The sequence below is a fragment of the Streptomyces sp. NBC_01498 genome (assembly GCF_036327775.1).
Taxonomy (GTDB): domain Bacteria; phylum Actinomycetota; class Actinomycetes; order Streptomycetales; family Streptomycetaceae; genus Streptomyces.
Genome location: NZ_CP109598.1, coordinates 2,488,992 through 2,515,925, shown reverse-complemented (window position 1 = coordinate 2,515,925; position 26,934 = coordinate 2,488,992). Strand labels below are relative to the sequence as shown.

23 protein-coding genes and 1 pseudogene are annotated in these 26,934 nt (G+C 72.7%); 7 read left to right on the top strand and 17 right to left on the bottom strand.

Annotation, left to right across the window (positions count from 1 at the left end; genetic code table 11):
- Positions 1-99: 99 nt before the first annotated feature.
- From OG875_RS10420 to afsQ1, 3 genes are read right to left on the bottom strand one after another with little or no spacing between them, the layout of a single operon-like run.
- A complete protein-coding gene (locus OG875_RS10420) occupies positions 100-720 on the bottom strand; it encodes a hypothetical protein (RefSeq protein WP_330173946.1) in 621 nt (206 codons plus the stop codon).
- On the bottom strand, positions 717-2,363 hold the full coding sequence (locus tag OG875_RS10415; protein ID WP_443079094.1) for an ATP-binding protein: 1,647 nt from the start codon (positions 2,361-2,363) through the stop codon (positions 717-719). Before OG875_RS10415 ends, OG875_RS10420 begins: the two co-directional genes overlap by 4 nt.
- Positions 2,360-3,037, bottom strand: coding sequence for a two-component system response regulator AfsQ1 (afsQ1, locus tag OG875_RS10410; RefSeq protein WP_330173945.1), 678 nt, complete (start codon positions 3,035-3,037; stop codon positions 2,360-2,362). The genes OG875_RS10415 and afsQ1 overlap by 4 nt, the downstream gene beginning before the upstream one ends.
- A gap of 204 nt (positions 3,038-3,241) precedes the next feature.
- On the opposite strand from afsQ1, the gene OG875_RS10405 reads away from it, so the two are divergent.
- Positions 3,242-4,060: a SigE family RNA polymerase sigma factor gene (locus tag OG875_RS10405; protein ID WP_330173944.1), complete on the top strand. Its 819-nt coding sequence runs from the start codon at positions 3,242-3,244 to the stop codon at positions 4,058-4,060.
- 470 nt (positions 4,061-4,530) lie between these two features.
- Here OG875_RS10405 and OG875_RS10400 read toward each other — a convergent pair.
- Positions 4,531-5,181: pseudogene (locus tag OG875_RS10400) on the bottom strand (uridine kinase); the annotation flags it as partial.
- 104 nt (positions 5,182-5,285) lie between these two features.
- Here OG875_RS10400 and OG875_RS10395 point away from each other — a divergent pair.
- On the top strand, positions 5,286-5,702 hold the full coding sequence (locus tag OG875_RS10395) for a hypothetical protein (protein WP_330173943.1): 417 nt from the start codon (positions 5,286-5,288) through the stop codon (positions 5,700-5,702).
- Positions 5,703-6,579: 877 nt separating this feature from the next.
- Here the strand turns inward: OG875_RS10395 and OG875_RS10390 are convergent.
- From OG875_RS10390 to deoC, 3 genes are read right to left on the bottom strand one after another with little or no spacing between them, the layout of a single operon-like run.
- Entirely contained in the window at positions 6,580-7,518 is a 939-nt protein-coding gene (locus OG875_RS10390; protein WP_330173942.1) for an aldehyde dehydrogenase family protein, read from the bottom strand.
- A complete protein-coding gene (locus OG875_RS10385; RefSeq protein ID WP_330173941.1) occupies positions 7,511-8,962 on the bottom strand; it encodes an aldehyde dehydrogenase family protein in 1,452 nt (483 codons plus the stop codon). The genes OG875_RS10390 and OG875_RS10385 overlap by 8 nt, the downstream gene beginning before the upstream one ends.
- A gap of 6 nt (positions 8,963-8,968) precedes the next feature.
- Positions 8,969-9,946 carry a deoxyribose-phosphate aldolase gene (deoC, locus tag OG875_RS10380; protein WP_330173940.1) on the bottom strand — a complete coding sequence of 326 codons (978 nt, stop codon included), beginning with the start codon at positions 9,944-9,946 and terminating at the stop codon, positions 8,969-8,971.
- 325 nt (positions 9,947-10,271) lie between these two features.
- Here deoC and OG875_RS10375 point away from each other — a divergent pair, with 325 nt between their 5' ends.
- Together OG875_RS10375 and OG875_RS10370 are read left to right on the top strand one after the other, a co-directional pair.
- Positions 10,272-10,889, top strand: a complete 618-nt coding sequence (locus OG875_RS10375; RefSeq protein ID WP_330173939.1) for a PH domain-containing protein — start codon at positions 10,272-10,274, stop codon at positions 10,887-10,889.
- Between the two features lie 147 nt (positions 10,890-11,036).
- A complete protein-coding gene (locus tag OG875_RS10370; RefSeq protein WP_330173938.1) occupies positions 11,037-11,999 on the top strand; it encodes a maleylpyruvate isomerase N-terminal domain-containing protein in 963 nt (320 codons plus the stop codon).
- Between the two features lie 107 nt (positions 12,000-12,106).
- Here the strand turns inward: OG875_RS10370 and OG875_RS10365 are convergent, their stop codons facing one another.
- The 3 genes from OG875_RS10365 to OG875_RS10355 all read right to left on the bottom strand — a co-directional run bounded on the left by OG875_RS10365 (position 12,107) and on the right by OG875_RS10355 (position 15,483).
- On the bottom strand, positions 12,107-13,756 hold the full coding sequence (locus tag OG875_RS10365; protein ID WP_330173937.1) for a phospho-sugar mutase: 1,650 nt from the start codon (positions 13,754-13,756) through the stop codon (positions 12,107-12,109).
- A gap of 302 nt (positions 13,757-14,058) precedes the next feature.
- Positions 14,059-14,889: a purine-nucleoside phosphorylase gene (locus tag OG875_RS10360; RefSeq protein ID WP_330173936.1), complete on the bottom strand. Its 831-nt coding sequence runs from the start codon at positions 14,887-14,889 to the stop codon at positions 14,059-14,061.
- Positions 14,890-15,045: 156 nt separating this feature from the next.
- On the bottom strand, positions 15,046-15,483 hold the full coding sequence (locus OG875_RS10355) for a gamma-glutamylcyclotransferase (protein WP_330173935.1): 438 nt from the start codon (positions 15,481-15,483) through the stop codon (positions 15,046-15,048).
- Between the two features lie 486 nt (positions 15,484-15,969).
- Between OG875_RS10355 and OG875_RS10350 the strand changes: the two genes are divergently transcribed.
- Together OG875_RS10350 and OG875_RS10345 are read left to right on the top strand one after the other, a co-directional pair.
- A complete protein-coding gene (locus OG875_RS10350; protein WP_330173934.1) occupies positions 15,970-17,409 on the top strand; it encodes an NAD(P)H-quinone dehydrogenase in 1,440 nt (479 codons plus the stop codon).
- Between the two features lie 131 nt (positions 17,410-17,540).
- Positions 17,541-18,545: a DeoR/GlpR family DNA-binding transcription regulator gene (locus OG875_RS10345; protein ID WP_330173933.1), complete on the top strand. Its 1,005-nt coding sequence runs from the start codon at positions 17,541-17,543 to the stop codon at positions 18,543-18,545.
- 507 nt (positions 18,546-19,052) lie between these two features.
- On the opposite strand, the gene OG875_RS10340 is transcribed toward OG875_RS10345, so the two are convergent.
- A complete protein-coding gene (locus OG875_RS10340) occupies positions 19,053-19,661 on the bottom strand; it encodes a TetR/AcrR family transcriptional regulator (RefSeq protein ID WP_330173932.1) in 609 nt (202 codons plus the stop codon).
- A 265-nt stretch (positions 19,662-19,926) separates the two neighbouring features.
- On the bottom strand, positions 19,927-21,681 hold the full coding sequence (locus tag OG875_RS10335; protein ID WP_330173931.1) for an acetyl/propionyl/methylcrotonyl-CoA carboxylase subunit alpha: 1,755 nt from the start codon (positions 21,679-21,681) through the stop codon (positions 19,927-19,929).
- 351 nt (positions 21,682-22,032) lie between these two features.
- On the opposite strand from OG875_RS10335, the gene OG875_RS10330 reads away from it, so the two are divergent.
- Positions 22,033-22,485 carry a hypothetical protein gene (locus OG875_RS10330; protein WP_330173930.1) on the top strand — a complete coding sequence of 151 codons (453 nt, stop codon included), beginning with the start codon at positions 22,033-22,035 and terminating at the stop codon, positions 22,483-22,485.
- A 38-nt stretch (positions 22,486-22,523) separates the two neighbouring features.
- Here the strand turns inward: OG875_RS10330 and OG875_RS10325 are convergent, their stop codons facing one another.
- The 5 genes from OG875_RS10325 to OG875_RS10305 all read right to left on the bottom strand — a co-directional run bounded on the left by OG875_RS10325 (position 22,524) and on the right by OG875_RS10305 (position 26,654).
- On the bottom strand, positions 22,524-23,129 hold the full coding sequence (locus OG875_RS10325; RefSeq protein WP_330173929.1) for a Maf family protein: 606 nt from the start codon (positions 23,127-23,129) through the stop codon (positions 22,524-22,526).
- 139 nt (positions 23,130-23,268) lie between these two features.
- Positions 23,269-24,411, bottom strand: a complete 1,143-nt coding sequence (locus tag OG875_RS10320) for a Fic family protein (protein WP_330173928.1) — start codon at positions 24,409-24,411, stop codon at positions 23,269-23,271.
- A 204-nt stretch (positions 24,412-24,615) separates the two neighbouring features.
- Positions 24,616-24,744, bottom strand: coding sequence for a morphogenic membrane protein MmpB (gene mmpB / locus OG875_RS10315; protein WP_330173927.1), 129 nt, complete (start codon positions 24,742-24,744; stop codon positions 24,616-24,618).
- A gap of 98 nt (positions 24,745-24,842) precedes the next feature.
- Complete coding sequence (locus OG875_RS10310) at positions 24,843-25,049, bottom strand: acyl-CoA carboxylase epsilon subunit (protein WP_330173926.1); 207 nt, start codon at positions 25,047-25,049, stop codon at positions 24,843-24,845.
- 9 nt (positions 25,050-25,058) lie between these two features.
- Positions 25,059-26,654: an acyl-CoA carboxylase subunit beta gene (locus tag OG875_RS10305; RefSeq protein WP_330173925.1), complete on the bottom strand. Its 1,596-nt coding sequence runs from the start codon at positions 26,652-26,654 to the stop codon at positions 25,059-25,061.
- Between the last annotated feature and the right edge of the window lie 280 nt (positions 26,655-26,934).

Genomic DNA, 26,934 nt, shown 5'->3' with positions numbered 1-26,934 from the left:
CGCTCCGGAGGACGTAAGGCTCCGGAAGCGGACGCTCCACGAGGTGGCGGGGCGGCGGGGCGCCGGGGCGCCAGAACCGACGCTCGGCGAGGCGGCGGCTCAGGAGGCCGGCGCCCGCGGGCCCGTCGTCGGGACGGGCGCGTCCGGGTGGCGCTTGGTGTCGTCGTCGCAGCGGTAGCCGCGCGCGCCGTACGCGCCCGGCCCGCCCAGCACCACCGAGCCGTCCGTCCAGGCGGCCTCGGTCAGCGTGCACACGATCTGCGCCAGGGCCGCCGTCTGGAGGTCCTCCGGCTGCCGGCTCAGCCGCAGCGTGCCCGCCGGGTCGCCGTCGCGCGCCTCCGAGACGTGCAGCGGGCCCCGTACGTACGTCGTGAAGCCCGCCTCCTGCTCCGTGGCGGACGTCCGCTCCCGCAGCTCGTTCACGAGCGCCTGAGCCATCCGTACGCGCTCCCCGGTCGCCTTCTCGGTCGGCAGCGACGCCGCGCGCTCCACCGGGACCAGCTTGGACCCGCACACCAGATAGACCCGCACCGCGAGCCCCGGCCCGCCCTGGGTGGTCAGATTCCCCCCGGCCACCTCGCACGGCACCCGTGAGGGCGCCGGGCCCGCGTTCACCGGTACCGCCGTCGTCCTGATGCCGCAGCCGCCCGCGGTGCCCGCCAGCGCCAGCGCGCCCGCCAGTACGGCGAGGGACCGGCCGGACGATGTCCTCGACCTCACTGCGCCTCGTCTCCCTCTCCGCGTATCTCCCCGGCTCCCCGGACGCCCCCGGCGCCGTCGTCGCCGAACTCCGCCGGGGCGTCCTCCGACTCGCCGTCCGGCAGCCGCAGTACGAACACCGCGCCGCCGCCGGGGGCGTTGGCCGCGGTGATGTCCCCTCCGTGGATGTGCGCGTTCTCCATGGCGATGGACAGCCCCAGACCGCTGCCCTCCGACCGGGGGCGGGACGCGCTCGCCTTGTAGAAGCGGTCGAAGACGTGCGGCAGTACGGCCTCCGGGATGCCCGGCCCGTTGTCCCGTACCTCGATCACCAGCTCCGGGCCGACCCGGCGCACCGAGACCCGTACCGGCGAACCGCCGTGCTTCAGCGCGTTGCCGATCAGATTCGCCAGGATCACGTCGAGCCGGCGCGGATCGAGGCGGGCCATCATGCCGCGCTCGGCGTCCAGCTCCACCGCGTCCAGCCAGGCCCGCGCGTCGATGCAGGCGGTCACCTGGTCGGCCACGTCGACGTCGTCCAGGACGAGCCGCGCGGTGCCCGCGTCGAAGCGGGTCACCTCCATCAGGTTCTCCACCAGGACGTTGAGCCGGCGGGTCTCGCTGACCACCAGCGTCACGGCGGGCGCGATCATCGGGTCCAGCGTGTCCGCCTCGTCCTCCAGCACCTCCGTGACGGCGGTCAGCGCGGTCAGCGGCGTACGCAGTTCGTGCGACATGTCGGCGACGAAGCGGCGGCTCGACTCCTCCCGCGCGCTCATGTCGTCGATCTTCTTCTGGAGGGAGGCGGCGGCGTTGTTGAACGTCCGCGACAGATCGGCCAGTTCGTCCGTCCCCGACACCCGCAGCCGGGTGTCCAGCTTGCCCTCGCCGAGCCTGCGCGCCGCGTCCCCCAGCCGCTGCACCGGTTTCAGTACGGTGCTGGCCGCCGCCTGCGCGAGCAGCGCCGAACCGATCAGCGCCAGCCCCGTGGCGATCGCCAGCGACCAGGCCAGCGCGTTGAGGTCCTCCCGCTCCTGCTCCAGCGACAGGAGGACATAACCGGTCGGCCCGCCGCCGTTGACGCGGCTGCCGCCGACCAGATACGGCGTCTTGCCGCGCTGGGTGCGCTGCCAGAAGACCTGGTACGGCGCGGAGTTGCGCGAGGTGACCTTCTGCTTGTCGTTCACCGCCGTCCGCAGCGACACCGGTACGTCCTCCAGCGTGAACGTGTCCTGGTCGGACACCCCCGCCACCGGCTTGCCCTCGGCGCGCTCACCGATCAGCACCACACTGAACCCGGCGCTGCTCCGGGCCATCTGCCGCGCGGTGAACTCCAGTTCGGCCTGCGTCGGGCGCAGCGGCAACTGCGCCGCCCGGTCCCGCATCTCCTGCTTGAACTGGTCCAGCGCGGCCGTCTGCGTACGGGAGAGCACCGACTCGCGGTTGAGCCAGTACGCGATGCCGGACGCCGAGACGGCGGCGGTCAGCGCGACCGCGCCGAAGACGACGACCAGGCGCAGCCGCAGACTCGTCCAGCGCAGCCCGGCGAGAAAGGCCCGCTTGCGGGTGCGGGGGCGGTCCGTGCCGTCCGCCGGGCGCCCGGCGGAGCCGGTGTCTCCGTCCGGGGCGCCGGGCCCGCCGGCGGTGGGGTGCTCGTCGGTCACGAAGGCGCGTCCAGCCGGTAGCCCACGCCCCGCACGGTACGGATCAGGGTCGGCGACGACGGTACGTCCTCCACCTTCGCGCGCAGCCGCTGCACACAGGCGTCGACCAGCCGCGAGTCGCCGAGATAGTCGTGCTCCCACACCAGCCGCAGCAACTGCTGCCGGGACAGCGCCTGGCCGGGCCGCCGGCTCAGCTCCAGCAGCAGCCGCAGCTCGGTCGGCGTCAGCTGGAGGTCGTCACCGTTCTTCGTCACGGTCATCGCCGAACGGTCGATGACCAGGCTGCCGAAGGTCGCCGAGTCGGTCGCCTCCCGCTCCCCGCGCCGCAGGACGGCCCGGATACGGGCGTCCAGCACCCGGCCCTGCACGGGTTTGACCACATAGTCGTCCGCGCCGGACTCCAGCCCGACGACCACGTCGATGTCGTCGCTGCGCGCGGTCAGCAGAATGATCGGCAACTGGTCGGTCCGCCTGATCCGACGGCACACTTCGAAACCGTCGATACCGGGCAGCATCACGTCCAGAACGATCAGATCCGGGCGTTGTTCTCGCAGCAGATTCAGGCCGTCCTCTCCCGTCGCCGCAGTGGCCACCCGGTGGCCCTGGCGTGACAACGAGAGTTCGAGGGCCGTGCGGATGGCGTCGTCGTCCTCGATCAGCAACAGGAAAGGCACGGAGGTCATTCTGGCCCATGGGGGGACCACAGTTCGACAGTTGGAGCGCTCCCACCCATACCGCATATCCCACGCCAAGATCAACAACCCCTGTGACACGGCTGTGACAGTCGGCAGACAGCCCCATGAAACTGGCCCGGCAATCTCTTGGTCAGACGGAAAGAGCACACAGAAAAACAGACTCCAGCCGACGGGGGGCGCGAGATGAACTCAACTCACAGCACGGCCTCGAGCGCAGTGGTCACGCGTCTCCACGACGTCGCACGGAGCACCGAGAAGTCCGGCGCCGTGAACGGGCGGGGGTGCGTTCGCGGCGCCGGGCGTCCGTACCGGCCGCCGTACATCGCGGTGGTCGAAACGGCGCCGAAGCCCGCGGGGGAGAACCCGGGCCGGGAGACCGGTCGGGAGAAGGCCGGTCGTGAGCAGGCCGGGCGGGGGAACGAGGGCACGGCGTACGGGAAGGTCACGGGGGAGCGCACCGTACGGACGGAGGCCACGGACGCCGAGACGGCGTTCACCGCCTACGTCCAGGAGCGCCGGGCCTCCCTGTACGCCACCGCCTACCACCTCACGGGCGACCGCTTCGAGGCCGAGGACCTGCTCCAGAGCGCGCTGTTCTCCACCTACCGCGCCTGGGACCGGATCAGCGACAAGGCGGCCGTCGGCGGCTATCTCCGCCGCACCATGACCAACCTGCACATCAGCGCGTGGCGCAGGCGCAAGCTCAACGAGTACCCGACGGAGGAGCTGCCGGAGACGGCGGGCGACACCGACGCGATGCGCGGCACGGAGCTGCGCACGGTGCTCTGGCAGGCGCTCTCGCGCCTTCCCGAGACGCAGCGCACGATGCTGGTGCTGCGCTACTACGAGGGCCGGACCGATCCCGAGATCGCGGACATCCTCAACATCAGTGTCGGCACGGTGAAGTCGAGCATCTGGCGGTCGCTCCGCCGGCTGCGCGAGGACGAGGTCCTCAGCTTCGGACGTGACGAGGAAGAGTCCTTCGGCGAGCTGGTGGCCTGAAGGCAGCGGGGGGAAACACCCTGGGGGGAGCAACACCGGGGGGACATGGGGAAAGTGGGGGAGCGGCCGGCGTCTCTGGGGGAGACGGCGGAAGCGAACCCGGGGGCACGGGGGTGCACCGAAGCAGGACCGGACAGGCTGGGGGGCCTGTCCGGTCTTTGCGCGTTCCGGGGCCGTCGGAGGGGGCCGGTGGCCGTCGGGAGGGCGAGGGCGGGCGTCGGGGCGCGGGCCCGGCCCGCTCAGCGACCGCTGTTCGCGGGGCGGACGGGCGCGGACGGGCCGTGCGACGCGGACGGGCCGTGGGGCGAGGACGGACCATGGGTTGCGCGTGGGCCGTGCGATACGGATGCGCCGTGAGACACGGACGGGCCGCAGGACACGGACGATCCGTGGGGTGCGGACAGGCCGACGGATGCGGACGGGCTGTGGGGTGAGGGCGGGCCGACGGACACGGACGTGTCGTCCGTCGTCGCCGTACGGGGACGGTCGCCGTCCGCGAGGGCGTCGGCGATCCGGGCCAGCGCCTCCGTCTTGGCGCACGGGTGCGCCCCCAGCGCGGTCTGCCGGGCGACGATGCCCCGTTCCGCGCGCATCAGCCGCCAGCCGCGCCGCAGCAGGAACGGCACCGACTTCCGGCCCTCGCGCAGATCCCGCAGCAGCCTGCGCCGGAACGTCGTCGACGGGCGGCCCCGCAGACACAGCGCGTCGGCCAGCACCCCCAACTCGGCGCAGCGCGCGACCACATCGGCCGCGAAGATGCCCTCGGCGACGAACAGCGGCGTACGGCCGATGCCGAGCGCCTCGGTGCCGGTGCGGGAACTGGTGGCGATCGAGTACACCGGGACGGTCGTACGGCCCGTACGGCACAGCTCCAGGATCGCCGCGACCGCCGCGTCCGCGTCCCAGGACAGCGCGGAGTCCCAGTCGATGTCCGAACTGCCCGCGACGAGCGGCAGCGTCGGATCGTCGCCCTCCTTGTAGAAGTCGTCGAGACGGAGCACGGGAAGGCCCGCGCGGGCGGCGAGCGACGACTTGCCGGAGCCGGAGGGGCCCGCGAGCAGGACGACACGCGCGGAGGCGGTTCGGTGGAGACTCACGGGACACCAGTGTGAGGCATACACCCGCACGTGGGATCCCCGGCGACGGCGTTGGTATCGAGGGTCACACCTCAACTACTCTGCGTGCCGTCTCCCTTACACTTCACCGGCGCGCAGACAGGACTTCCATGGCACGTCATTCAGCTCCCCCCTCCCGGCGCCGCGCGCTGCTGCGCGCCGGGCTGACCCTCACGGCCGCAGGCGCGGCGATCGGGCTCGGCGGCGCCGCCGCACAGGCGGCCCCGGCGGCCCCGGTGCCCGCGTCCGGCCCGGACAGCGCGCTCGCCGAGGCCGGGAAGGCGGCCGGCGCGGGCCTCGCGGGCGGGCTCGGGCACGGCCTGGCCGGGGCCCTCGGGCCGGTCAAGGACCTTCAGCTCAACCCGCTCGCCAAGACGGGAGTCGACCCGCTGGACAACGCGGTGGGCACGCAGGTCGCCGACTTCAAGCCGCTGTCGACGGCGGTCCTGACGGAATCGGTCACCGAGGGCGGCGGCCTGGAGGACCTGCCGCTGGTCGGGCCGGCGACGGGGCTGCTGCCCGGCTGATCGGCTCGGTGACAGGACCGCCGCCCGGCTGAGGTGGGCGGCGCGCGTGCGGGTGCGGGGGCGCACCAGAGGCGGTGCCCGCGCGAGGCGCCGAGTGGGCCGTGTGCGCGTGCCTGTGCCCGCGCGGCCCCGGGGCGGACTCGCGTACGAGGGGCGCGTGGGGGCCGCGTACGAGAACTCGCGGGAACGAGGCCTCCTGTACCCGCCTACGTACAGCGGCCCGGCCGAGCGGGGTGCGTGACGGATCCGTCGGCCGCCGTCGGCCGCCGCGCGCAGATTCGGCACGGGTGCCGCAAACGCTGCGGCGGTGCCCGCGTGAGGCGCCGAGTGGGCCGTGTGGGCGTGCCTGTACCCGCGCGGCCCCGGGGCGGACTCGCGTACGAGGGGCGCGTGGGGGCCGCGTACGAGAACTCGCGGGAACGAGGCCTCCTGTACCCGCCTACGTACAGAGGCCCGGCCGAGCGGGGTGCGTGACGGATCCGTCGGCCGCCGCGCGCAGATTCGGCACGGGTGCCGCAAACGCTGCGGCGGTGCCCGCGTGAGGCGCCGTGTGGGCCGTGTGGGCGTGCCTGTGCCCGCGTGGCCCCGGGGCGGACTCGCGTACGAGGAGCGCCCGGGGGCCCGCCCACGAGTACCCGCGCGTGCGCGACGCCGCCCACGTACAGAGGCCCCGCCCGAGCCCGCCCACGTACAGAGGCCCCGCCCGAGCCCGCCTACGTACCCAGGCCCGCCCGCGCCCGCCTCGGTACAGAGGCCCGCCGGAGCCAGCCCGCCTACGGACAGAGGCGGGGTCGAACTCACCTGCCTACTCACCTACGTAAGGAGGCCCGGCCGTCACGACGACGGCCGGGCCTCCTTGCGTGAGGGCGGGGACGGGTCAGTAGCCGGAGCCCGACGCGCCCAGGCTGCCCGTCGGGTGCCACACGGTCTTCGTCTCCAGGAACGCCGTCAGCCGTCCCGTGCCGGGGTCGGCCGTGAAGTCCACCGGGTACGGGCGCACCACCCGCTTGAGGTTGTCCGCCGCCGCGATCTCCAGCTCCTTCGCCAACTCCTCGTCGGCGCCGCACAGATCGATGCCGTTGACGTCCTGGTGCGCCGCGAGCGGGGCGCCCAGCTCCGCCGTACGGCCCGAGAGGACGTTGACGACGCCGCCCGGCAGGTCGGAGGTGGCCAGTACCTCGCCCAGCGACAGGGCGGGCAGCGGGACGCACTCGCCGGCCACGACGACCGCCGTGTTGCCGGTGGCGATCACCGGGGCGACGACCGAGACCAGGCCGAGGAACGACGACTCCCGCGGCGCGAGGACGACCACCACGCCGGAGGGCTCCGGGGTGGACAGGTTGAAGTACGGTCCGGCCACCGGGTTGGCGCCGCCCGTCACCTGGCCGATCTTGTCGGTCCAGCCCGCGTACCAGACCCAGCGGTCGATGGTCGCGTCCACCACGGACGCCGCCTTCGACTTGGACAGGCCCTCGGCGGCGGCCACCTCGGCGGTGAACTGCGCGCGGCGGCCCTCCAGCATCTCGGCGACGCGGTAGAGCACCTGGCCCCTGTTGTACGCCGTGGCGCCCGACCAGCCGCCGAACGCCTTGCGGGCGGCGGAGACCGCGTCACGGGCGTCCTTGCGGGAGGACTGGGGCGCGTTGGCGAGCCACCGTCCCTTCGAGTCGCTCACCTCGTACACCCGGCCGCTCTCGGAGCGGGGGAACTTGCCCCCGACGTACAGCTTGTAGGTCTTGAAGACGGACAGCCGCTCGGACCGCCGTTCCGACTGCCGTTCCGACTGCCGGTCGGACTGTCGCTCGGACTCAGACATCGAGATACGCCTCCAGGCCGTGGCGACCGCCCTCGCGGCCGTAGCCCGACTCCTTGTAGCCGCCGAAGGGCGAGGTCGGGTCGAACTTGTTGAACGTGTTGGCCCACACCACACCCGCGCGGAGCTTGCTCGCCACGGCGAGGATGCGGGAGCCCTTCTCCGTCCAGATACCGGCGGAGAGGCCGTACTGCGTGTTGTTGGCCTTGGCGACCGCCTCGTCCGGTGTGCGGAACGTCAGGACGGAGAGCACCGGGCCGAAGATCTCGTCGCGCGCGACGGTGTGCGCCTGCGTGACGTTGGTGAAGAGGGTCGGTGCGAACCAGTAGCCGGACGACGGGAGTTCGCACGCGGGCGACCAGCGGTCGGCGCCCTCCGCCTCGCCCGCGTCGGCCAGCGTACGGATCCGGGAGAGCTGCTCGGCGGAGTTGATCGCGCCCATGTCCGTGTTCTTGTCCAGCGGGTCGCCGACCCGCAGCGTGGACAGCCGCCGCTTCAGCGAGTCCAGCAGTTCGTCCTGGACGGACTCCTGGACCAGCAGCCGCGATCCGGCGCAGCAGACCTGGCCCTGGTTGAAGAAGATGCCGGTGACGATGCCCTCGACGGCCTGGTCGATCGGGGCGTCGTCGAAGACGATGTTGGCGCCTTTGCCGCCGAGTTCGAGCGTGACCTTCTTGTCCGTGCCCGCGACCTGCCGGGCGATGGCCTTGCCGACGGCGGTCGAACCGGTGAAGGCGACCTTGTTGACGTCCTCGTGCGCGACGAGGGCGGCGCCCGCGTCGCCGTACCCGGGAAGGATGTTGACGACTCCGCGCGGCAGACCGGCCTGGCGGCAGATGTCGGCGAAGAACAGCGCGCTGAGCGGGGTGGTCTCGGCGGGCTTGAGGACCACGGTGTTGCCGGTGGCGAGCGCCGGGGCGATCTTCCACGCGAGCATCAGCAGCGGGAAGTTCCACGGGATGACCTGGCCGGCGACGCCCAGCGGGCGCGGCCCGCCGTGTCCGTCCGCCGTCCTCCGGCCGAAACCGGCGTGGTCGAGCTTGTCGGCCCAGCCCGCGTAGTAGAAGAAGTGCGCGGCGACCAGCGGGAGGTCGGCGTCGCGGGTCTCGCGGATCGGCTTGCCGTTGTCGAGGGTCTCCAGGACGGCCAGTTCGCGCGAACGCTCCTGGATGATCCGGGCGATCCGGAAGAGGTACTTGGCGCGCTCGGCGCCCGGCAGGGCCGACCACTTCACGAACGCCCTGCGGGCCGCCTTCACGGCCCGGTCGACGTCCTCGGCGCCCGCGCGGGCGACCTCGGAGAGGACCTCCTCGGTCGCGGGGGAGACCGTCTTGAAGACCTTGCCGTCGGCGGCGTCGGTGAACTCGCCGTCGATGAACAGGCCGTAGCTCGGCGCGATGTCGACGACCGAGCGCGACTCGGGGGCCGGTGCGTATTCGAAAGCCATCGTGTATCAGTCCACTGTGACGTAGTCGGGGCCGGAGTAGCGGCCGGTGGAGAGCTTCTGGCGCTGCATCAGCAGGTCGTTGAGAAGGCTGGACGCGCCGAAGCGGAACCAGTGGTTGTCCAGCCAGTCCTCGCCGACGGTCTCGTTGACCAGCACCAGGAACTTGATCGCGTCCTTGCTGGTCCGGATGCCTCCGGCGGGCTTCACGCCGACCTGGACACCGGTGAGGGCACGGAAGTCGCGTACGGCCTCCAGCATCAGCAGTGTGTTGGCGGGGGTGGCGTTGACGGCGACCTTGCCGGTCGACGTCTTGATGAAGTCCGCGCCGGCGGCCATGCCGAGCCAGGAGGCGCGGCGGATGTTGTCGTACGTGGACAGCTCACCGTTCTCGAAGATCACTTTGAGCCGGGCGGTCCCGCACTCCGCCTTCACGGCGGCGATCTCCTCGTAGACCTTCAGGTAGTGACCCCCGAGGAACGCGCCCCGGTCGATCACCATGTCGACCTCGTCGGCACCGGCGGCGACCGCGTCCCGTACGTCGGCGAGCTTCACCGCGAGGGCGGCGCGGCCCGCCGGGAAGGCGGTCGCGACGGAGGCGACCTTCACGTCGCTCCCGGCGAGCGCGGCGACGGCGGTCTCCACCATGTCCGGGTAGACGCAGAGCGCGGCCGTCGTCGGGACGGTGCGGTCGGTCGGGTCCGGGTGCAGGGCCTTGGCGGCGAGCGACCGGACCTTGCCCGGGGTGTCGGCGCCTTCGAGGGTCGTCAGGTCGATCATCGAGATGGCCAGGTCGATGGCGTACGCCTTGGCCGTCGTCTTGATCGAACGCGTACCGAGCGAGGCGGCGCGTGCCTCCAGGCCGACGGCGTCGACGCCGGGCAGGCCGTGGAGGAACCGGCGCAGCGAACTGTCGGACGCGGTCACGTCGGCGAGGGGGGCACCGCCCACGGCGAAGCCTGTGGGCGAGGGTGCAGTCGTGGGCATGGTCACCACATGAGCATATCTACGCGCGTAGCAGCATGTACAGGGGGTGGGGTTACGGGGGAGCCGCTGTGACGTGGAGCTACGTCACACGGGGGAGAGGGCGGCGCGGAGGCGGTGAGAGGACGGCGCGGGGGGCGATGAAGAGGTCGGTGGGGGTGCTGCGGGGGCGGCGCGGGAGCGATGAGAGGACGACGGTGGGGGAGCGGTGCTGGGTGGTGCGCGGGCGTTACGGGAGCGGTGCCGGGGCGCTGTCGGGCCGGTGCCGGGGCGGTGCGGCGACGGAGCCGAGGCCGGTATGTCCGCGGCGTACGGCAGAATCGACAGCATGACGAGTTCCGAACAGCCCTCCGAGCCGACCTACGCGGAGCGTGTCTTCCGGTCGCCCGCCGGTATCGCCGGCGGTGTGCTGCTGCTCGCGCTCGGGGCGTGGTTCGGGATCGACGCCGTGGTCCGGGGCCACGGCCGGACACCCTGGCTGGCGCTCGCGGGCCTGCTGTTCGCCGTGCCGCTCGTGGTGGCCTTCACGATGCGGCCGGCGGTGTTCGCGGGCGACGACCGGCTGCGGATCAGGAATCCGTTCCGCACGATCGTGCTGCCGTGGGCGTCCGTGTCCGACGTACGGGCCGGTTATTCGAGCGAGGTGTTCACCGAGGGCGGTACGAAATACCAGCTCTGGGCGGTGCCCGTCTCGCTGCGCAAGCGCAAGCGCGCGATGCGCCGCCCGCCGTCGCGCCGCCGCGGGTCGCCGGCCGCGGACCTGACCGAGGCGCCGCCGCACACCCCGGACGCGGACCACGCGGTCGCCGAGCTGCGCACCCAGGCGGAACGCTGCGCGCCCCGCCCGACGGCGCAGGGCGAGCCACGGGTGCGCTGGGCGTACGAGATCCTGGCCCCGACCCTGGCGGGCCTGCTGGTCCTGGTGATCCTGCTCGCGACGGGGTGACGCGGGGTTCCGCGCGCGTTCCGGAGGTTTCGCGGGGGGCGGGTACGGCGGGCGGGCTCCGGGGTGCGTACGGCGCGCGCTGCGAGCGTGCCGACGGCCGGGGAAAATCGCTGTCCGGCCGCCGGAGCACGGTGATAGACAGCCCGCGTGGAGAAGACCCTGGAGTTCCCTGTCCTGCTGCGGATGATCGACGAGCGAGCGGTCGTGTTCCGGGCCGCCGTCGCCTCCGCGCCCAGCCTCGACGTACGGGTGCCGACCTGCCCCGAGTGGACGCTGCTGGACCTGGTCCGGCATCTGGGCGAGGTGCACCGCCACTGGGCCGACGTCGTCACCGCGGGGCTCACCGAGGGTTCCCCGGCCGACCCGGCATCCAACAGCGACCCTGAGACCGCACTCGACGCCGGACCCGTCAGCGACCCCGAGGCCCATCCCGGGACCGCCCCCGGCACCGCACCCGACAGCGACCCCCAGGCCCATCCCGGTACCGCCCCCGGAACCGAATCCGACCCCGCGCCCGACGTCGCGGCGGGGGCCGCCCCGGCCGTGCCCGGTGAGCCCGCGGCCCTGCTGGCCTGGTCGGCCGGGTCCACGGAGCGGTTGCTGGGCGCGCTGCGGGAGTCCGGCCCGGACCGGGGCTGCCGGACGTGGTGGGGCGGGTCGCAGTCGCCGCAGACCAGCGGTGCCGTCGCCCGGCACCAGGTCCAGGAAGCCGCGGTGCACACCTACGACGCCCGGATCACCGTGGGCGCCCCGCAGCCGCTGCCGGACGACGCGGCGCTCGACGGGGTCGACGAGTTCCTCTCCACCTGCTGCGGAGGCTTCGCGTGGCCGTACGAGCCCTCCGTGATCGACTTCCACGCCACCGAGGGCGCGTCCTGGCGCCTCTCGCTCCCCACCGGCCGGGCGCGGCTCACCCGCCTTCCCGTGCCGGGTACGGGGCCCGAGGCCGCCACCGCCGCCGACGACCCGGACGTGGCGTACGCCTCCGCCCGGGGCACGGCCGCCGAACTGGTGCTGGTTCTGTACGGCCGTGTTCCGCTGGACTCGCTCACGCTGGGCGGCGAACGGCGCCTCTTCGACCTGCTGGAGGCGTGGGACCCGGAGGAGTAGGCCGTGGCCAGGTACTCCCTCGTACGCCGTGAAGGCACCGTACGGGGACCGAGTCCGGCCGGGCGCGCTCCGCCGGGAATCCCCCGGGAGCGCGCCCGTCCGAGGGCTCAGATGCCCGCCGCCTCCGACAGGTCCCGCTTCAGGGCCGACAGCAGCTCCGCGCCCCGTGCGCGGGCCGCCGGCAGGCCGGAGGCGTCCGTGACCGGGATCACCGCCTCCAGGTAGCACTTCAGCTTCGGTTCCGTACCGCTCGGGCGGACGATCACCCGGGCCCGGTACGCGCCCTCCAGGTGGTAGCGCAGCCCGTCCGTCGGCGGGAGCCCGCCCGCGCCCGCCGAGAGGTCCTCCGCCGAGACCACCGTCAGACCGGCCAGCTCCGTCGGCGGCTCGTCGCGCAGCCGGTCCATGGCCCGTGCGATCAGCGACAGGTCCCGTACCCGCACCGACAGCTGGTCCGTGGCGTGCAGGCCGTGCGCCAGCGCCAGATCGTCCAGCAGGTCCGTCAGGCCCCGGCCCTTCTCCTTCAGCGCGGACGCCAGTTCCGCGACGAGCAGCGCCGCCGTGATGCCGTCCTTGTCGCGTACGCCGCCGGGGTCGACGCAGTAGCCGAGCGCCTCCTCGTACCCGTACCGCAGACCCTCCACGCGGGCGATCCACTTGAAGCCGGTGAGCGTCTCCTCGTACCCGACGCCCGCCGCCTCCGCGATCCGCCCGAGCAGCGACGACGACACGATCGACTCGGCGAACACGCCCGTCGCGCCCTTGCTCACCAGGTGCGCGGCCAGCAGCGCGCCCACCTCGTCGCCGCGCAGCATCCGCCAGCCGCTCGCCGCCTCCGCGTCCGGTACGGCCACCGCGCAGCGGTCCGCGTCCGGGTCGTTGGCGATGACGATGTCCGGGGCGGCGCGCCGGGCCGCGGCGAACGCCAGGTCCATCGCGCCCGGCTCCTCCGGGTTCGGGAACGCGACGGTGGGGAAGTCCGGGTCGGGCGCGGCCTGTTCGGCCACCGCCACGGGCGCGGGGAAACCGGCCCGCGCGAAGGCGGCGTTCAGGGTCTCCGTACCGACGCCGTGCAGCGCCGTGTGGACGACACGGGCGGTACGGGGCGAGCCGGGGCTCAGGACGGTCAGCGCGCGCTCCAGATAGGCCGTCAGCACCTCGTCGCCGAGGACCTCCCAGCCGTCCTCCGGGCGCGGCACCGTCGCCAGCGGGCCGACCGCGTCGATCTCCGCCGCGATGGACGCGTCCACGGGCGACACGATCTGGGAGCCGTCGCCGAGATAGACCTTGTAGCCGTTGTCACGCGGCGGGTTGTGGCTGGCGGTGACCTCCACCCCGGCCACGGCGCCCAAGTGCCGTATGGCGAAGGCCAGTACGGGGGTCGGCAGCGGACGCGGCAGGACAGCGGCGCGCAGCCCCGCCCCGGTCATGACGGCCGCCGTGTCGCGCGCGAAGTCGGCGGACTTGTGGCGGGCGTCGTAGCCGACGACGACGAGTCCGTCGCCCTGGCCCGTGGACCTGAGGTACGCGGCGAGCCCGGCGGCGGCGCGGATGACCACCGGGCGGTTCATCCGCATCGGCCCGGCGCCCAGTTCGCCCCGGAGCCCGGCCGTGCCGAACTGGAGCGTGCCGGCGAACCGTTCGGCCAGCGCGTCCGGGTCACCGGAGTCGAGGAGCTTCCGCAGCTCGTCCCGCGTGTCCCCGTCCGGGTCCTCGGCCAGCCACGCCTCGGCGCGCGCGATGAGGTCCTGCTGCACTGTGGATTCCCTTCCTGAGTCCCGGGGTCGGCTGCGCCGCGCGGTGGGTCACCCGGGTCGGACCGGTTCTGCGTCTGCGCCTGTGTCTGCCGTACGTCGGTGCTCACGTTTGGTGCTCAGCGTTTGGTGCTCAGCGTCTGGTGCTCGGTGCTCGGTGCTCGGTGCTCGGTGCTCGGTGCTCGGTGCTCGGTGCTCGGTGCTCGGTGCTCGGTCGCCGGTGGCGCGGGCGTCGGTGGCGGTCTGTGGCCCGTGAGGGTACGCCCGCCCGGCCGTCCCGGCCGGTCGTCCCGCCCCCGCATCCCTCAGATGCGTTCCAGCACCCGCGCGAGCAGCGCGCCCATCTGCGTCGCCGAGTCCCGCCCCGCCTGGAGCACTTCCTCGTGGTTCAGCGGCTCGCCCGACAGGCCCGCCGCCAGGTTCGTGACCAGCGAGATGCCCAGGACCTCGGCCCCCGCCTCCCGTGCCGCGATGGCCTCCAGCACGGTCGACATGCCGACCAGGTCGCCGCCGAGCACCCGGACCATGTTGATCTCGGCGGGCGTCTCGTAGTGCGGGCCGGGGAACTGGACGTACACGCCCTCCTCCAGACCCGGGTCCACCTCTTTGCACAGCGCCCGCAGCCGGGGCGAGTACAGGTCGGTGAGGTCCACGAAGTTGGGGCCGACGATCGGCGAGGCCGCCGTCAGGTTGATGTGGTCGCTGATCAGCACCGGCTGGCCAGGCCGCATGCCCTCGCGCAGCCCGCCGCAGCCGTTCGTCAGCACGATGGTCTTGCAGCCGGAGGCGACGGCCGTACGGACGCCGTGCGCGACCGCCGCGACGCCGCGGCCCTCGTAGTAGTGCGTACGGCCCAGGAAGACCAGCGCGCGCTTGTCGGCGATCGCGTAGGAGCGGATCGTCCCGCCGTGGCCGGCGACGACCGGCGGGGGAAAGCCCGGCAGTTCGGTCACCGGGAACTCGGCCTCGGGTGCTCCCAGCGCGGCGACGGCGGGTGCCCAGCCGGAGCCCATCACCAGGGCCACGTCGTGGGTCTCGGCGCCGGTGAGCTCGCGCAGGCGCACCGCGGCGGCGGAGGCGGCGGCGTGGGGGTCGGCGGATCCGTCGGCCGTGGCCGGGATAACAGATGCGTTCACGCGGATGAGCGTAACCGTTCAGGCCCTACGCGCGTAGATGCCCCCGAGCGCGGTCGCCGGATCGTTGTGCGGTCGTTTCCGGCAAACACGCAAGTCAGCCGCGTGCGGGGGTCGCCGGGACCGTGACCGGCATCACCGTGCGGATCGGGTGCCGGTTCAGCACGCGCGCTTCCGCAGTTCCATCACATAGTCGTGCGGGGCCCCGGCCGACTCGGCGGCCTCGGCCAGTTCGCCGAGATAACGCGCCGACGGCAGGCCGCCCTCGTACCCGTTGAGGACGTACAGCCAGGCCGGCTCCTTGCCGTCCAGCGTGTCCACGCGCACCCGCATACGCCGGTAGATGTCGAGCCCGACACCTTCCCAGCGGTCCATCGAGTCCTCGTCCATCGGCGCGATGTCGTACAGCGCGACGAAGACCTGCGAGCGGGGCGCCTCCACGAGGGTGGCCAGCGCGCCCTCCCAGCCCATCTGCTCTCCGCCGAACGTGAGCCGCCAGCCGTTGAGCCAGCCGGTGCCGCGCAGTGGGGAGTGCGGGGCGCGGCGGGACATCAGCCGCGCGTCGAGGTTGCCGGCGTACGCGGCGTAGAGCGACATGGGGACGAGGGTACGGGAGGTACGCGCGTGCCCGGTGAATGCCCGGCACCCGGTCGGTTCCGGTCGCCGCCCGGTCGCCGCCCGGTCGCCGCCGGGCCGCTGTCGGCTCGCCGCCGGGTTGTCGCCGGGTAGTCGTCCCTCCGCCGTCGGGCCGGGCTTCGGTCCGCTGTCCGGTCGTTGTCCTTCCGAGTGCTTCCGTCGTCGGGTCGTCGTCGGGTCGTCGTCGGGTCGCGGTCGGTTCGCTGTGGGTCCCCGTCGGCTCGACCCGCGGCCCGCTTCCCGCACCCGCGCCGGGACGGTGCCGGGCCCGTATCCGGGCGCGCGTCCGGCCCTCTTCCGTGCGGTTTCCGGGCCGCGCGGGGACCCGGGGCGAAGCATCGTGACGCGTGCGGGACAATGGCGTACGTACTGCATCCTCCGGGGACTCCCCGGACTCCCGGCCGGGACGGCAGACGGGTCGGGTCGACAACGCGAGGCGGACTTTTCGTGACCCGGATCGTGATCATCGGTGGCGGACCCGGCGGGTACGAGGCGGCCCTGGTGGCCGCGCAGCTCGGCGCCGAGGTGACCGTCGTGGACTGCGACGGTCTCGGCGGGGCCTCCGTGCTCACCGACTGCGTGCCCTCCAAGACCCTCATCGCGACGGCCGAGGTGATGACCACCTTCGACTCCTCGTACGAGGAACTGGGCATCATCGTCGCCGACGACACCCCGCCCCTCGAACAGGCCGCCCGCGTCGTGGGGGTCGACCTCGGCAAGGTCAACCGGCGTGTCAAGCGCCTCGCGCTCGCCCAGTCGCACGACATCACCGCGTCCGTCACCCGGGCCGGCGCCCGCGTGGTGCGCGGCCGGGGCCGGCTGCACGGCCAGCAGGCCACCGACGGCTCCCGCAAGGTGATCGTGACCTCGGCCGACGGCGCCGAGGACACCCTGACCGCCGACGCCGTGCTCATCGCCACCGGCGCGCACCCGCGTGAGATCCCCGACGCGCTGCCCGACGGCGAGCGGATCCTCAACTGGACGCAGGTGTACGACCTGACGGAGCTGCCCGAGGAACTGATCGTCGTCGGCTCCGGCGTCACCGGCGCCGAGTTCGCCGGCGCCTACCAGGCGCTCGGCTCGCGCGTCACGCTCGTCTCCTCCCGCGACCGAGTGCTGCCCGGCGAGGACCCGGACGCCGCCGCCGTCCTGGAGGACGTCTTCCGCCGCCGGGGCATGAACGTGATGTCGCGCTCCCGCGCCGCGTCCGCCAAGCGCGCGGGCGACCGCGTCGAGGTCACGCTGGACGACGGCCGGGTCATCTCCGGCACGCACTGTCTGATGGCGGTCGGCGCGATCCCCAACGCCGAGGGCATGGGCCTGGAGGACGCCGGGGTCCGGGTCAAGGACTCGGGCCACATCTGGACCGACCGGGTCTCGCGTACGTCCGCACCCGGCGTCTACGCGGCGGGTGACGTGACCGGCATCTTCGCGCTCGCCTCGGTGGCGGCGATGCAGGGCCGGATCGCCATGTACCACTTCCTCGGCGACGCCGTCGCCCCGCTCAACCTCAAGACGGTCTCGTCCAACGTCTTCACGGACCCGGAGATCGCGACCGTCGGCTACAGCCAGTCGGACGTGGACAGCGGGAAGATCGACGCACGGGTCGTCAAGCTGCCGCTGCTGCGTAACCCTCGCGCCAAGATGCAGGGCATCCGGGACGGTTTCGTCAAAATACTGTGCCGTCCGGGCACCGGGATCGTCGTCGGCGGTGTGGTGGTGTCGCCGCGTGCCAGCGAGCTGATTCACCCCATCTCGATCGCGGTCGACAACAATCTGACCGTGGAACAGATCGCAAACGCTTTCACTGTGTACCCCTCTCTGTCGGGCTCGATCGCCGAGGTGGCGCGACAACTGCACAGCCGCCAGGGCGGGGACGAGGGTTGACGCAGGTCATGGGCGTGCGCGGGCCCCGGGCCCGCCCACCCATACCACGTGTCACCGTCCCATACGTACACCTTCCGATTTTCGGCGCGAAGCTCTGAAAACGGACGGCCGTTGGGGTTACTGTCAGTTTCGTGTTCGCTGCAGAACGTCGTCAGTTAATCCTTGAAATGGTGCGCGCCAACGGAGCCGTGTCGCTCCGGGAGCTCGCCCGCGTCGTCCAGACCTCCGAAGTGACCGTACGGCGGGACGTGCGGGCGCTGGAGGCCGAAGGACTCCTCGACCGCCGGCACGGCGGTGCGGTACTGCCGGGCGGATTCACGCGAGAATCCGGCTTTCCGCAAAAATCCCATCTCGCCACGGCGGAGAAGACGGCCATCGCCGATCTCGCCGCGAGTCTCGTCGAAGAGGGCGAGGCCGTGGTGGTCGGCGCCGGTACGACCACGCAGGAGCTGGCCCGCCGGCTCGCGCGGATTCCCGGTCTGACCGTCGTCACCAACTCGCTGCTCGTCGCGCAGGCGTTGGCCCATGCCAACCGGGTCGAGGTCGTCATGACCGGCGGCACCCTGCGTGGCTCCAACTACGCGCTGGTCGGCAGCGGTGCCGAACAGTCGCTCCAGGGGCTGCGGGTCTCCCGCGCGTTCCTGTCCGGGAGCGGGCTCACCGCGGAGCGCGGCCTGTCCACCTCCAACATGCTCTCCGCCAGCGTCGACCGCGCGCTGGTGCAGGCGGCGGCCGAGGTCGTGGTGCTCGCCGACCACACGAAACTCGGCACCGACACCATGTTCCAGACGGTGCCGACGGACGTGATCACCCGGCTGGTCACCGACGACCCGCCCGCCCACGACGACCGCGCCGGTACGGAACTCCAGGCGCTCGCCGACCAGGGCGTGCAGATCACGGTCACGGGCGGCGCCGCCGGGACGGGCCCCGGCGGCCCGGGAGGCGGCGGCGAGGCCCTCCCGCCCCCGCCGGGCCGCCAGGCCCGCCGGGACACCCCGCTGCCGGGCCAGCGCCGTACGCACGGGGGTGGCGGGCCGGGCCCGCAGCCACTGCGGGGCGCGACGTCGGGCTCGGCGGGCACCCTCGCCGACCAGCCCCCGGACCGCGCCCGGGTGTCGGACCTGCGCCGCCGGTAGGCGTGGTGGCGGGGGCGCACCTCGGGTGTCGGTGGGTGCGGCGGCCAAGTCGCCGGGCGGCCGCGTCATCGGTGGGCGCGATGGCCGGGCGACGGGCCTCCGCCGGGTGAGCCTCAGCCGCGCGGGGGACCTCCGCCGCCGGCAACGCGGCGGCGGCATCCGAACCCCCGCCACCGGCGGGCGCCGTGGCCGGTCTGCGGATCTCCGCCAGGTCGGCCGTGCCCGGCGGGGTGCCGCGTTCCTGTCCGGGCGGCAGGGAGGGTGATCCCTCGGTTGTCGCAGCCGACCGGGCGCGTCCCGTACGGGCTCCGAAGCCGACGTCACCCCGGGGGACACCCGGGCACCCGCCCGGCGGGTGACCGGGTAGGCGAAGGCCCGCAAGACCGGCCGGGGGCGCCAGCCCCGCCCCCACAACGTGCCCCGCACGTCAGCTCAAGCCGTCCCCGCCCCCGTAAAGCCCACCCCGCTCGTCCGCTCGGTCCGCCCCCGCCCCGGCACTCGGAGTGCTCAGGCAGACCCGCCCGGGGCCGCCCCCTCCGGAGCGCGTAGCCCCGTCAGCGTCAGGGTCAGCAGCCGGTCGGCCAGTTCCGGGTCGTCCGGGGTCTGTTCGGCGGCGAGGGCGATCGCGTTCGTCAGTTGCATCAGGTCGTCGATGGACACGTCCGCGCGTACGGCACCGCTCAGCCGCGCCCGTACGAGCAGCCGTTCGCCCGCCGCGCGGAGCCCGGAACTGCACTGCGTCAGAGCCGAACTCTCGTCGTGCGACGCCGACATGAGCGCCCGCGACAGCCCCCGGTACTCACCCGCGTGAGTGATCAGCGCACGCAGCCAGGCCACCAGCGCCTGGCACGGCCGCTCGGCGCCGGCCAGTTCGCGCGAGCGGTCGAGCAGATCGGCGAGGGCCTCCTGGAAGACCGCGTTCATCAGCGCGTGGCGGGTCGGGAAGTGCCGGTACAGCGTGCCGATGCCCACCCCCGCCCGCCGCGCCACGTCCTCCAGCGAGGCGTCCGTGCCGTGCGCGGCGAAGGCGGAACGGGCCTCGCCCAGCAACCGCTCGTAGTTGCGGCGCGCGTCGGCGCGCATGGGCCGGGGCGGCGCGTCGCTGCTGCTCGCCATCGCGGTCCTCCTGTCGCTGCGGGGGCCTGAGCCGTACGGCGGCGGTCCGGGTCTCCAGCATGCCACCGCGCCCGCGCGCCCCATGCCCGTGCGTCCCTGCGCCTCCACGCCCCGTACGCGCTCCACGCCCCGCGCCCGCACGCCCTGCGCCTCATGCCGTACGTCCCGCACCCGTACGTCCCGCACCCGTACGTCCCGCACCCGTACGCCGACGGCCCCGCCGGTCGTACCGGGCGGGGCCGTCGTAGCGCGTAAGGCGAGCGGGTCAGTCCTTGATCTCGCAGATCAGCGCGCCCGAGGTGAGCGACGCGCCGACCTCGGCGGTCAGGCCCTTGATGGTGCCGGACCGGTGGGCGTTGAGGGGCTGTTCCATCTTCATGGCCTCCAGGACGACGACCAGGTCACCCTCCTCGACCCGCTGGCCCTCCTCGACCGCCACCTTCACGATCGTGCCCTGCATCGGCGAGGCGAGGCTGTCGCCGGACGCCGCCGAGCCCGCCTTCTTCGTCGCGCGCCGCTTGGGCCGGGCACCGGCGGCCAGCCCCGTACGGGCCAGGCTCATGCCGAGGCTGGACGGCAGCGAGACCTCCAGGCGCTTGCCGCCGACCTCCACGACCACCGTCTCGCGGCCGGGCTCGTCCTCGGTGTCCGCGTCCGCCGGGGCGGCGAACGGCGCGATGGTGTTGACGAACTCGGTCTCGATCCACCGGGTGTGGATCGTGAACGGGTCGGCGGTGAACGCCGGGTCGGTGACGACGGCCCGGTGGAACGGGATCGCCGTGGCCATGCCCTCGACCCGGAACTCGCCCAGCGCGCGCGACGCGCGCTGCAACGCCTGCTCACGCGTGGCACCGGTGACGATCAGTTTGGCCAGCAGCGAGTCCCAGGCCGGGCCGATGACCGACCCGGTCTCCACCCCGGCGTCCAGGCGCACGCCCGGCCCGGTCGGCGGACGGAAGAGGCTGACGGTGCCCGGCGCGGGCAGGAAGCCCCGCCCGGGGTCCTCGCCGTTGATACGGAACTCGATCGAGTGGCCCCGCACCGGCGGGTCGTCGTAACCCAGCTCCTCGCCGTCGGCGATGCGGAACATCTCCCGTACCAGGTCGATGCCCGTGACCTCCTCGGTCACCGGGTGCTCCACCTGGAGACGGGTGTTGACCTCCAGGAACGAGATCGTGCCGTCCGTCCCGACGAGGAACTCGACCGTGCCGGCGCCGACGTAGCCGGCCTCCTTCAGGATCGCCTTCGACGCCGCGTACAGCTCGTCGTTCTGCTCCTGGCTCAGGAACGGCGCCGGGGCCTCCTCCACCAGCTTCTGGTGGCGGCGCTGGAGCGAGCAGTCACGGGTGGAGACGACGACCACGTTGCCGTGCGTGTCGGCCAGGCACTGGGTCTCCACGTGCCGCGGCTTGTCGAGGTACCGCTCCACGAAGCACTCGCCGCGCCCGAAGGCCGCGACCGCCTCGCGGACGGCGGAGTCGTACAGCTCGGGGACCTCCTCCAGCGTGCGGGCGACCTTCAGCCCGCGCCCGCCACCGCCGAAGGCGGCCTTGATGGCGATGGGCAGACCGTGTTCACGGGCGAACGCGACGACCTCGTCGGCGCCCGACACCGGGTCGGGGGTGCCAGCGACCAGCGGGGCACCGGCGCGCTGCGCGATGTGCCGGGCGGCGACCTTGTCGCCGAGGTCGCGGATCGCCTGCGGCGGCGGACCGATCCAGGTCAGCCCCGCGTCCAGCACCGCCTGCGCGAACTCGGCGTTCTCGGACAGGAATCCGTAGCCCGGGTGGATCGCGTCCGCGCCGGAGTCCTTCGCGGCCTGGAGGACCTTGGCCATGTCGAGATAGCTGGCGGCGGGGGTGTCACCACCCAGCGCGAACGCCTCGTCGGCCGCGCGCACATGCGACGCGTCCCGGTCGGGATCGGCGTACACAGCCACCGAGCCGATCCCGGCGTCCCGGCACGCACGAGCAACACGGACAGCGATTTCGCCACGGTTGGCGATGAGCACCTTGCGCACGATGGCTCCCTCCTGGAAACAAGCTGAGTTTAGGGACTGCCGACACGCACGATCGACCCGTCCCCAGTGGTGATCTTCCCCACACGCAGTGTGATCCGAGGCCCGCCCACATCGCGAAATCCCTTGTGACGCCAGGGTACGCCGGGACTCCGAGCCGCACAGTAATCGGCTTACGCGGCTCTGGTCTCTGTCAGAGCACCCCGGCGCGTCTCGTGAATCTTTGTTGAGTCCCCACTAACGGCTTCCTGTTTCTTTGCCTCGGTCCGGGCCCTTGTCCGGGGGTTTACCGGTCAGTAGCCTTCCCGATGCCGAACGTACTTGAGGTAACAGCCGGGATGACAGGGGGACGAGATGGGTGCCGTGGTGCGCAGACCGGTGGCGGGGGTGGCCGCGCTCGTCCTGCTCGTGGAGGCGGTCGGCTTCGTCTTCCTCAACGGGGTGATGGCCACCGTCGTCGACAACCAGCAGATGTCACTCGCCGGACTCCACCCCGACGCCATGTCCACCGGCGCCTGGGCGGCGGGCGCCGCCCTCGGCCTCTTCCTCGCGCTGTGCGCGCTCCCGCCGGCCCGCGCGGCGCTCACGGACCGCGGCTTCGGCCGGGTGGCGCGCCCCGTGCTGGTCGTCTGCGCGATCCTGCACGCCGTGCTCGGCGCGCTGGCGGTGGGGCTGGTGGGGTGGACGGCGTTCCTGTACCTGATGGTGGTGCTGGGGCTGATCGTGCTGACCCTGGTGGCGTACGAGGGCCGCCCGGCGCCGGGCGCGGTGACCGCGCCGACCGGGACCGACCCCACCGCGGTCTGAACTCACCGCACCTGAACTCGCTTTGGGCCCACGGGAATTCAGGTCCAGAGGTCCGTGATCGCCACACCGTGCTGGGCCAGCAGGCCGCGCAGCAGGGGCAGGGAGAGACCGAGCACGTTCCCGTGGCTGCCCTCGATCGCCTCCACGAACGGCGCCCCGTACCCGTCCAGCGTGAACGCGCCCGCCACATGCAGGGGTTCGCCCGTCGCGACGTACGCCGCGATCTCCTCGTCCGTCGGCTCCCCGAACCGGACCGCCGTCGAACCGGTCGCCGACACGCTGCGCCCGGAGACGGTGTCGATGACGCAGTGCCCGGTCTGGAGCACACCCGCCCGGCCGCGGATCTGCTTCCAGCGCGTGGTGGCGGTCTCGGCGTCACCGGGCTTGCCGTACGCCGCGCCGTCCAGCTCCAGCACCGAGTCACAGCCGACGACCAGCGCGCCGGCGGCTTCCGGGAGCGCGGCCACGACGGTGGCCTTGGCCTCGGCGAGCACCCGTGCCAGATCGGCGGGCGTGGCGGCGGACAGGGCGTCCTCGTCCACCCCACTGACAATCACTTCGGGCGCGAACCCGGCCTGCCGCAGCAGTCCGAGACGAGCGGGCGACGCGGAGGCGAGTACGAGACGACGGCGCTGATCGGTCATGACGAGCAGGGTAGCCACCCGGGGACGGCTTCGGCGCGGGGCCCTGTCGGCCACGGGGGAGGGGGCTCGTCGATCACTGGCAGGACGCCGCGCAGCGTCCGTAACCGGTACGACTCGTCAACCGCGGTGGAACGCCAGGTCATTGACCACGTCGGTAGGGGTCCGCGTACGGCTCCATGGACTGGCGCACCTCTTCGCGGACCGGGTCCATGAGGGGGCCGGGGGCGTAGTGGCGGGCCCGGGCCCTGCCGTGGGGGACGAGCCAGCCACGGGCGACGAGTTCTCGGATGTCGCGGATGGCCTGCTGGTCGCTGAGGTCGGCGTCCTGCTGGTACACGGTGCGGCGGACCTTCGCGTCGGAGAAGGCGGGGAGGAGGGCGTGGACGACTCGTTCGTCCATGCCGGCCGCTTCGACGCCGTCGGCCAGGCGGGTCCAGGCCCGCGACATGACATCGAAGCGCCGCCGGGCCTGCTGGGCCTGGCGGTGGTGTGCCGTCAGGCAGAACCGGATCCAGGGCCGGGTGTCCCGCTCCGGACTCCAGTGCGGGCCGCCCACGTCCTCCAGGATCTGGTAGTACGCGTAGGTGTTCTGCCCCCGGCCGAGCCACTCCTCGATGGAGGAGAACTCGGGCGGTATCAGGGCCTCGCGGGAGAACACCAGGGTGGACAGGGCGCGGGACATGCGTCCGTTGCCGTCCTTCCACGGGTGGATCTTGACGAGGTTGAGATGGGCCATGGAGGCGCGGACGTGGACGGGGGCGTCGAGGTCGCCCTGGTTGAGCCAGTCGATGAACTCCGACATCAGAGGGGGGATGTCCGCCTGGTCGGGTGCGGTGTACGCGGGGACGAGGGGGTCGTCGGGGCTGGTGACGTAGACCGGGCCGTCGCGCCGGCGGCCGGGGCGCTTGTCGAGGTGGTGGCCCTGGAGCATGAAGTGCAGTCCGTTGAGCAGGCCGGCGTCGTACCGGAAGTCGTCTCCGGCGTCGGCGAGGGCCTGGATGTAGGTCATGGCGCGCTGGTAGCCCTCCAGCTCGGCGCGCGTCCTGTCCCCGGTCTCCAGGGGTTCCTCGCCGGACATGAGGGCTTCCACGTCGTCGACCGTCGCGGCGTATCCCTCGATGGTGTTCGATCCGGCGATCGCGCGGGCGGTGAGGTTGCGGCGCAGCTGGCGGGTCCAGCGGGGGGTGGCCCGGAGCATGTGGCGCAGGGAACGGCGCATGCTCTCGATCTCGTCGAGCGCCCGCCGGTCGTCGGCGTCCAGTGAGGGAGTCGCGTACAGCATGACTCCATGACACGATAATTGTGTCATGGAGTCAAACGTGGAGGGCGGATACGGATCACCGTGGCCGGAGCGCTCCGGCCACGGTGGACAGATCGTGGACGCGCCGCGGCGCCGCCCGCGCGTGCGGACGGTGGTGTCGGCGTTCTCCTCGTGGAGGGCCGTCCGCACACGACCGCGCCGCCCGCCCGGCGCCCCGCCGTCTCGTCAGCGCATGCCGGAGACGATCATCGCGAGCACCATCGCCAGGGCGAGGACCACGCCCGCGCGGCTCATCATCGCCTGCATGTCCCGCATGTCCTCGGGGGGTTCGTTCTCAGGATCGGACCACAGCATGCCTTCGATCCTGCGCGTGCGGCGGGCGGGACGCCTGAGTACTCGTACTCAAGCCTCCCGCCCGTTTCGTCGGGCGCCGGCCGGTGGGGTCGGCCCGCTCAGCCCGGCCAGTACGTGCGCGCCCACGCCGTCGGACCCGGGCGGCGGGTCTCGCGGCGGGCGATGCGCGCCGGGTCCGACCAGCCCGGCGGGGGCTGCTCGGCGCCCGGCGCGGGTTCGGCGCCGGCCGCCGCGCGGGCCCGGACCACCGCGAGTGCGGCGGCCAGTTCCTCGGGGGTCGGGTTGCCCCGTACGACCTTGATCATCGCGTCCTCCTACAGAGGGATGTTGCCGTGCTTCTTCGGGGGCAGGCTCTCCCGCTTGGTCCGCAACTGCCGCAGCCCCTTCACCAGATGCGCCCGTGTGTCCGACGGAAGGATCACCGCGTCGACGTAACCGCGCTCGGCCGCCACGTACGGGTTGAGCAGCGCGTCCTCGTACTCCGTGATCAGCCGGGCGCGCGTCGCCTCCTGGTCGTCGGCGGCGGCGATCGTCCGCCGGTGCAGGATGTTGACCGCGCCCTGCGCGCCCATCACCGCGATCTGCGCCGTCGGCCAGGCCAGATTCAGGTCGGCGCCCAGATGCTTGGAGCCCATCACGTCGTACGCGCCGCCGAACGCCTTCCGGGTGATCACCGTGATCAGCGGGACGGTCGCCTCCGCGTACGCGTAGATCAGCTTGGCGCCGCGCCGGATGATGCCGCCGTACTCCTGGTCGACGCCCGGCAGGAAGCCCGGTACGTCCACGAAGGTCAGCACCGGGATGTTGAAGGCGTCGCAGGTGCGGACGAAGCGCGCCGCCTTCTCGGAGGCGTTGATGTCCAGACAACCCGCGAACTGCATCGGCTGGTTGGCGACGACGCCGACCGGATAGCCCTCCACCCGGCCGAAGCCGGTGATGATGTTCGGCGCGAACAGCGCCTGCGTCTCCAGGAATTCGGCGTCGTCCAGCACGTGCTCGATCGCGGTGTGCATGTCGTACGGCTGGTTCGCCGAGTCCGGGATGAGGGTGTCCAGCGCCAAGTCCTCCGCCGTGGGCGCCAGTTCGGCCTCCTCGGGGAAGGCGGGCGGCTCGGAGAGGTTGTTCGACGGCAGATAGGAGAGCAGCGACTTCACGTACTCGACGGCGTCCTTCTCGTCGCCCGCCATGTGGTGCGCCACGCCCGACGTCGTGTTGTGCGTACGCGCGCCGCCCAGCTCCTCGAAGCCGACGTCCTCACCGGTGACGGTCTTGATCACATCGGGACCGGTGATGAACATGTGCGACGTCTGGTCGACCATCACCGTGAAGTCGGTGATCGCGGGGGAGTAGACGGCGCCGCCCGCGCACGGCCCCACGATGAGGCTGATCTGCGGGACGACCCCCGACGCGTGCACGTTGCGGCGGAAGATCTCGGCGAACAGGCCGAGCGCGGCCACGCCCTCCTGGATACGGGCGCCGCCGCCGTCGTTGATGCCGATGACCGGGCAGCCGGTCTTCAGCGCGAAGTCCATGACCTTGACGATCTTCTCGCCGTAGACCTCGCCGAGCGAGCCGCCGAAGATCGTGAAGTCCTGCGAGTAGACGCAGACCGGGCGGCCGTCGACCGTGCCGTAACCGGTCACCACACCGTCCCCGTAAGGACGGTTCTTCTCGATCCCGAAATTGGTGGAACGGTGCCGGGCGAACTCGTCCAGTTCGACGAACGACCCCTCGTCCAGCAGGAGGTCGATCCGCTCGCGGGCCGTCAGTTTGCCCTTGGCGTGCTGTTTCTCCACCGCCCGCGCGGAGCCCGCGTGCGTGGCCTCCTCGATCCGGCGCTGGAGGTCCGCGATCTTGCCCGCGGTGGTGTGGCTGTGCTCTGTTCCGCGGGCGGTTTCCGGCTCGGACATGGGGATGCGGCTCCCTGCGGGTGTGGCGGTCTGGCTGCCTGACGGTCTGGCGGTTCCGAGGCCCGGTCGGTCCTGGGCCCGGTCGGCTGTGATGCTCGGTCGGCTCTTGGGCGTGCGGTCGGATCCGGCGTGCGGTGGTGCGTGCCGTGGTGCGTGCCGTGGTGCGTTCGGCGGGACATGGGGTGGGACATGCGGTCGTGCGTCCGGTGGTCGGCGGTTCGGCGCGTGACGGCTCTGCGTGCGCAGCGTCGGCGCGCGGCTACTGATCCGTAGCGTATCG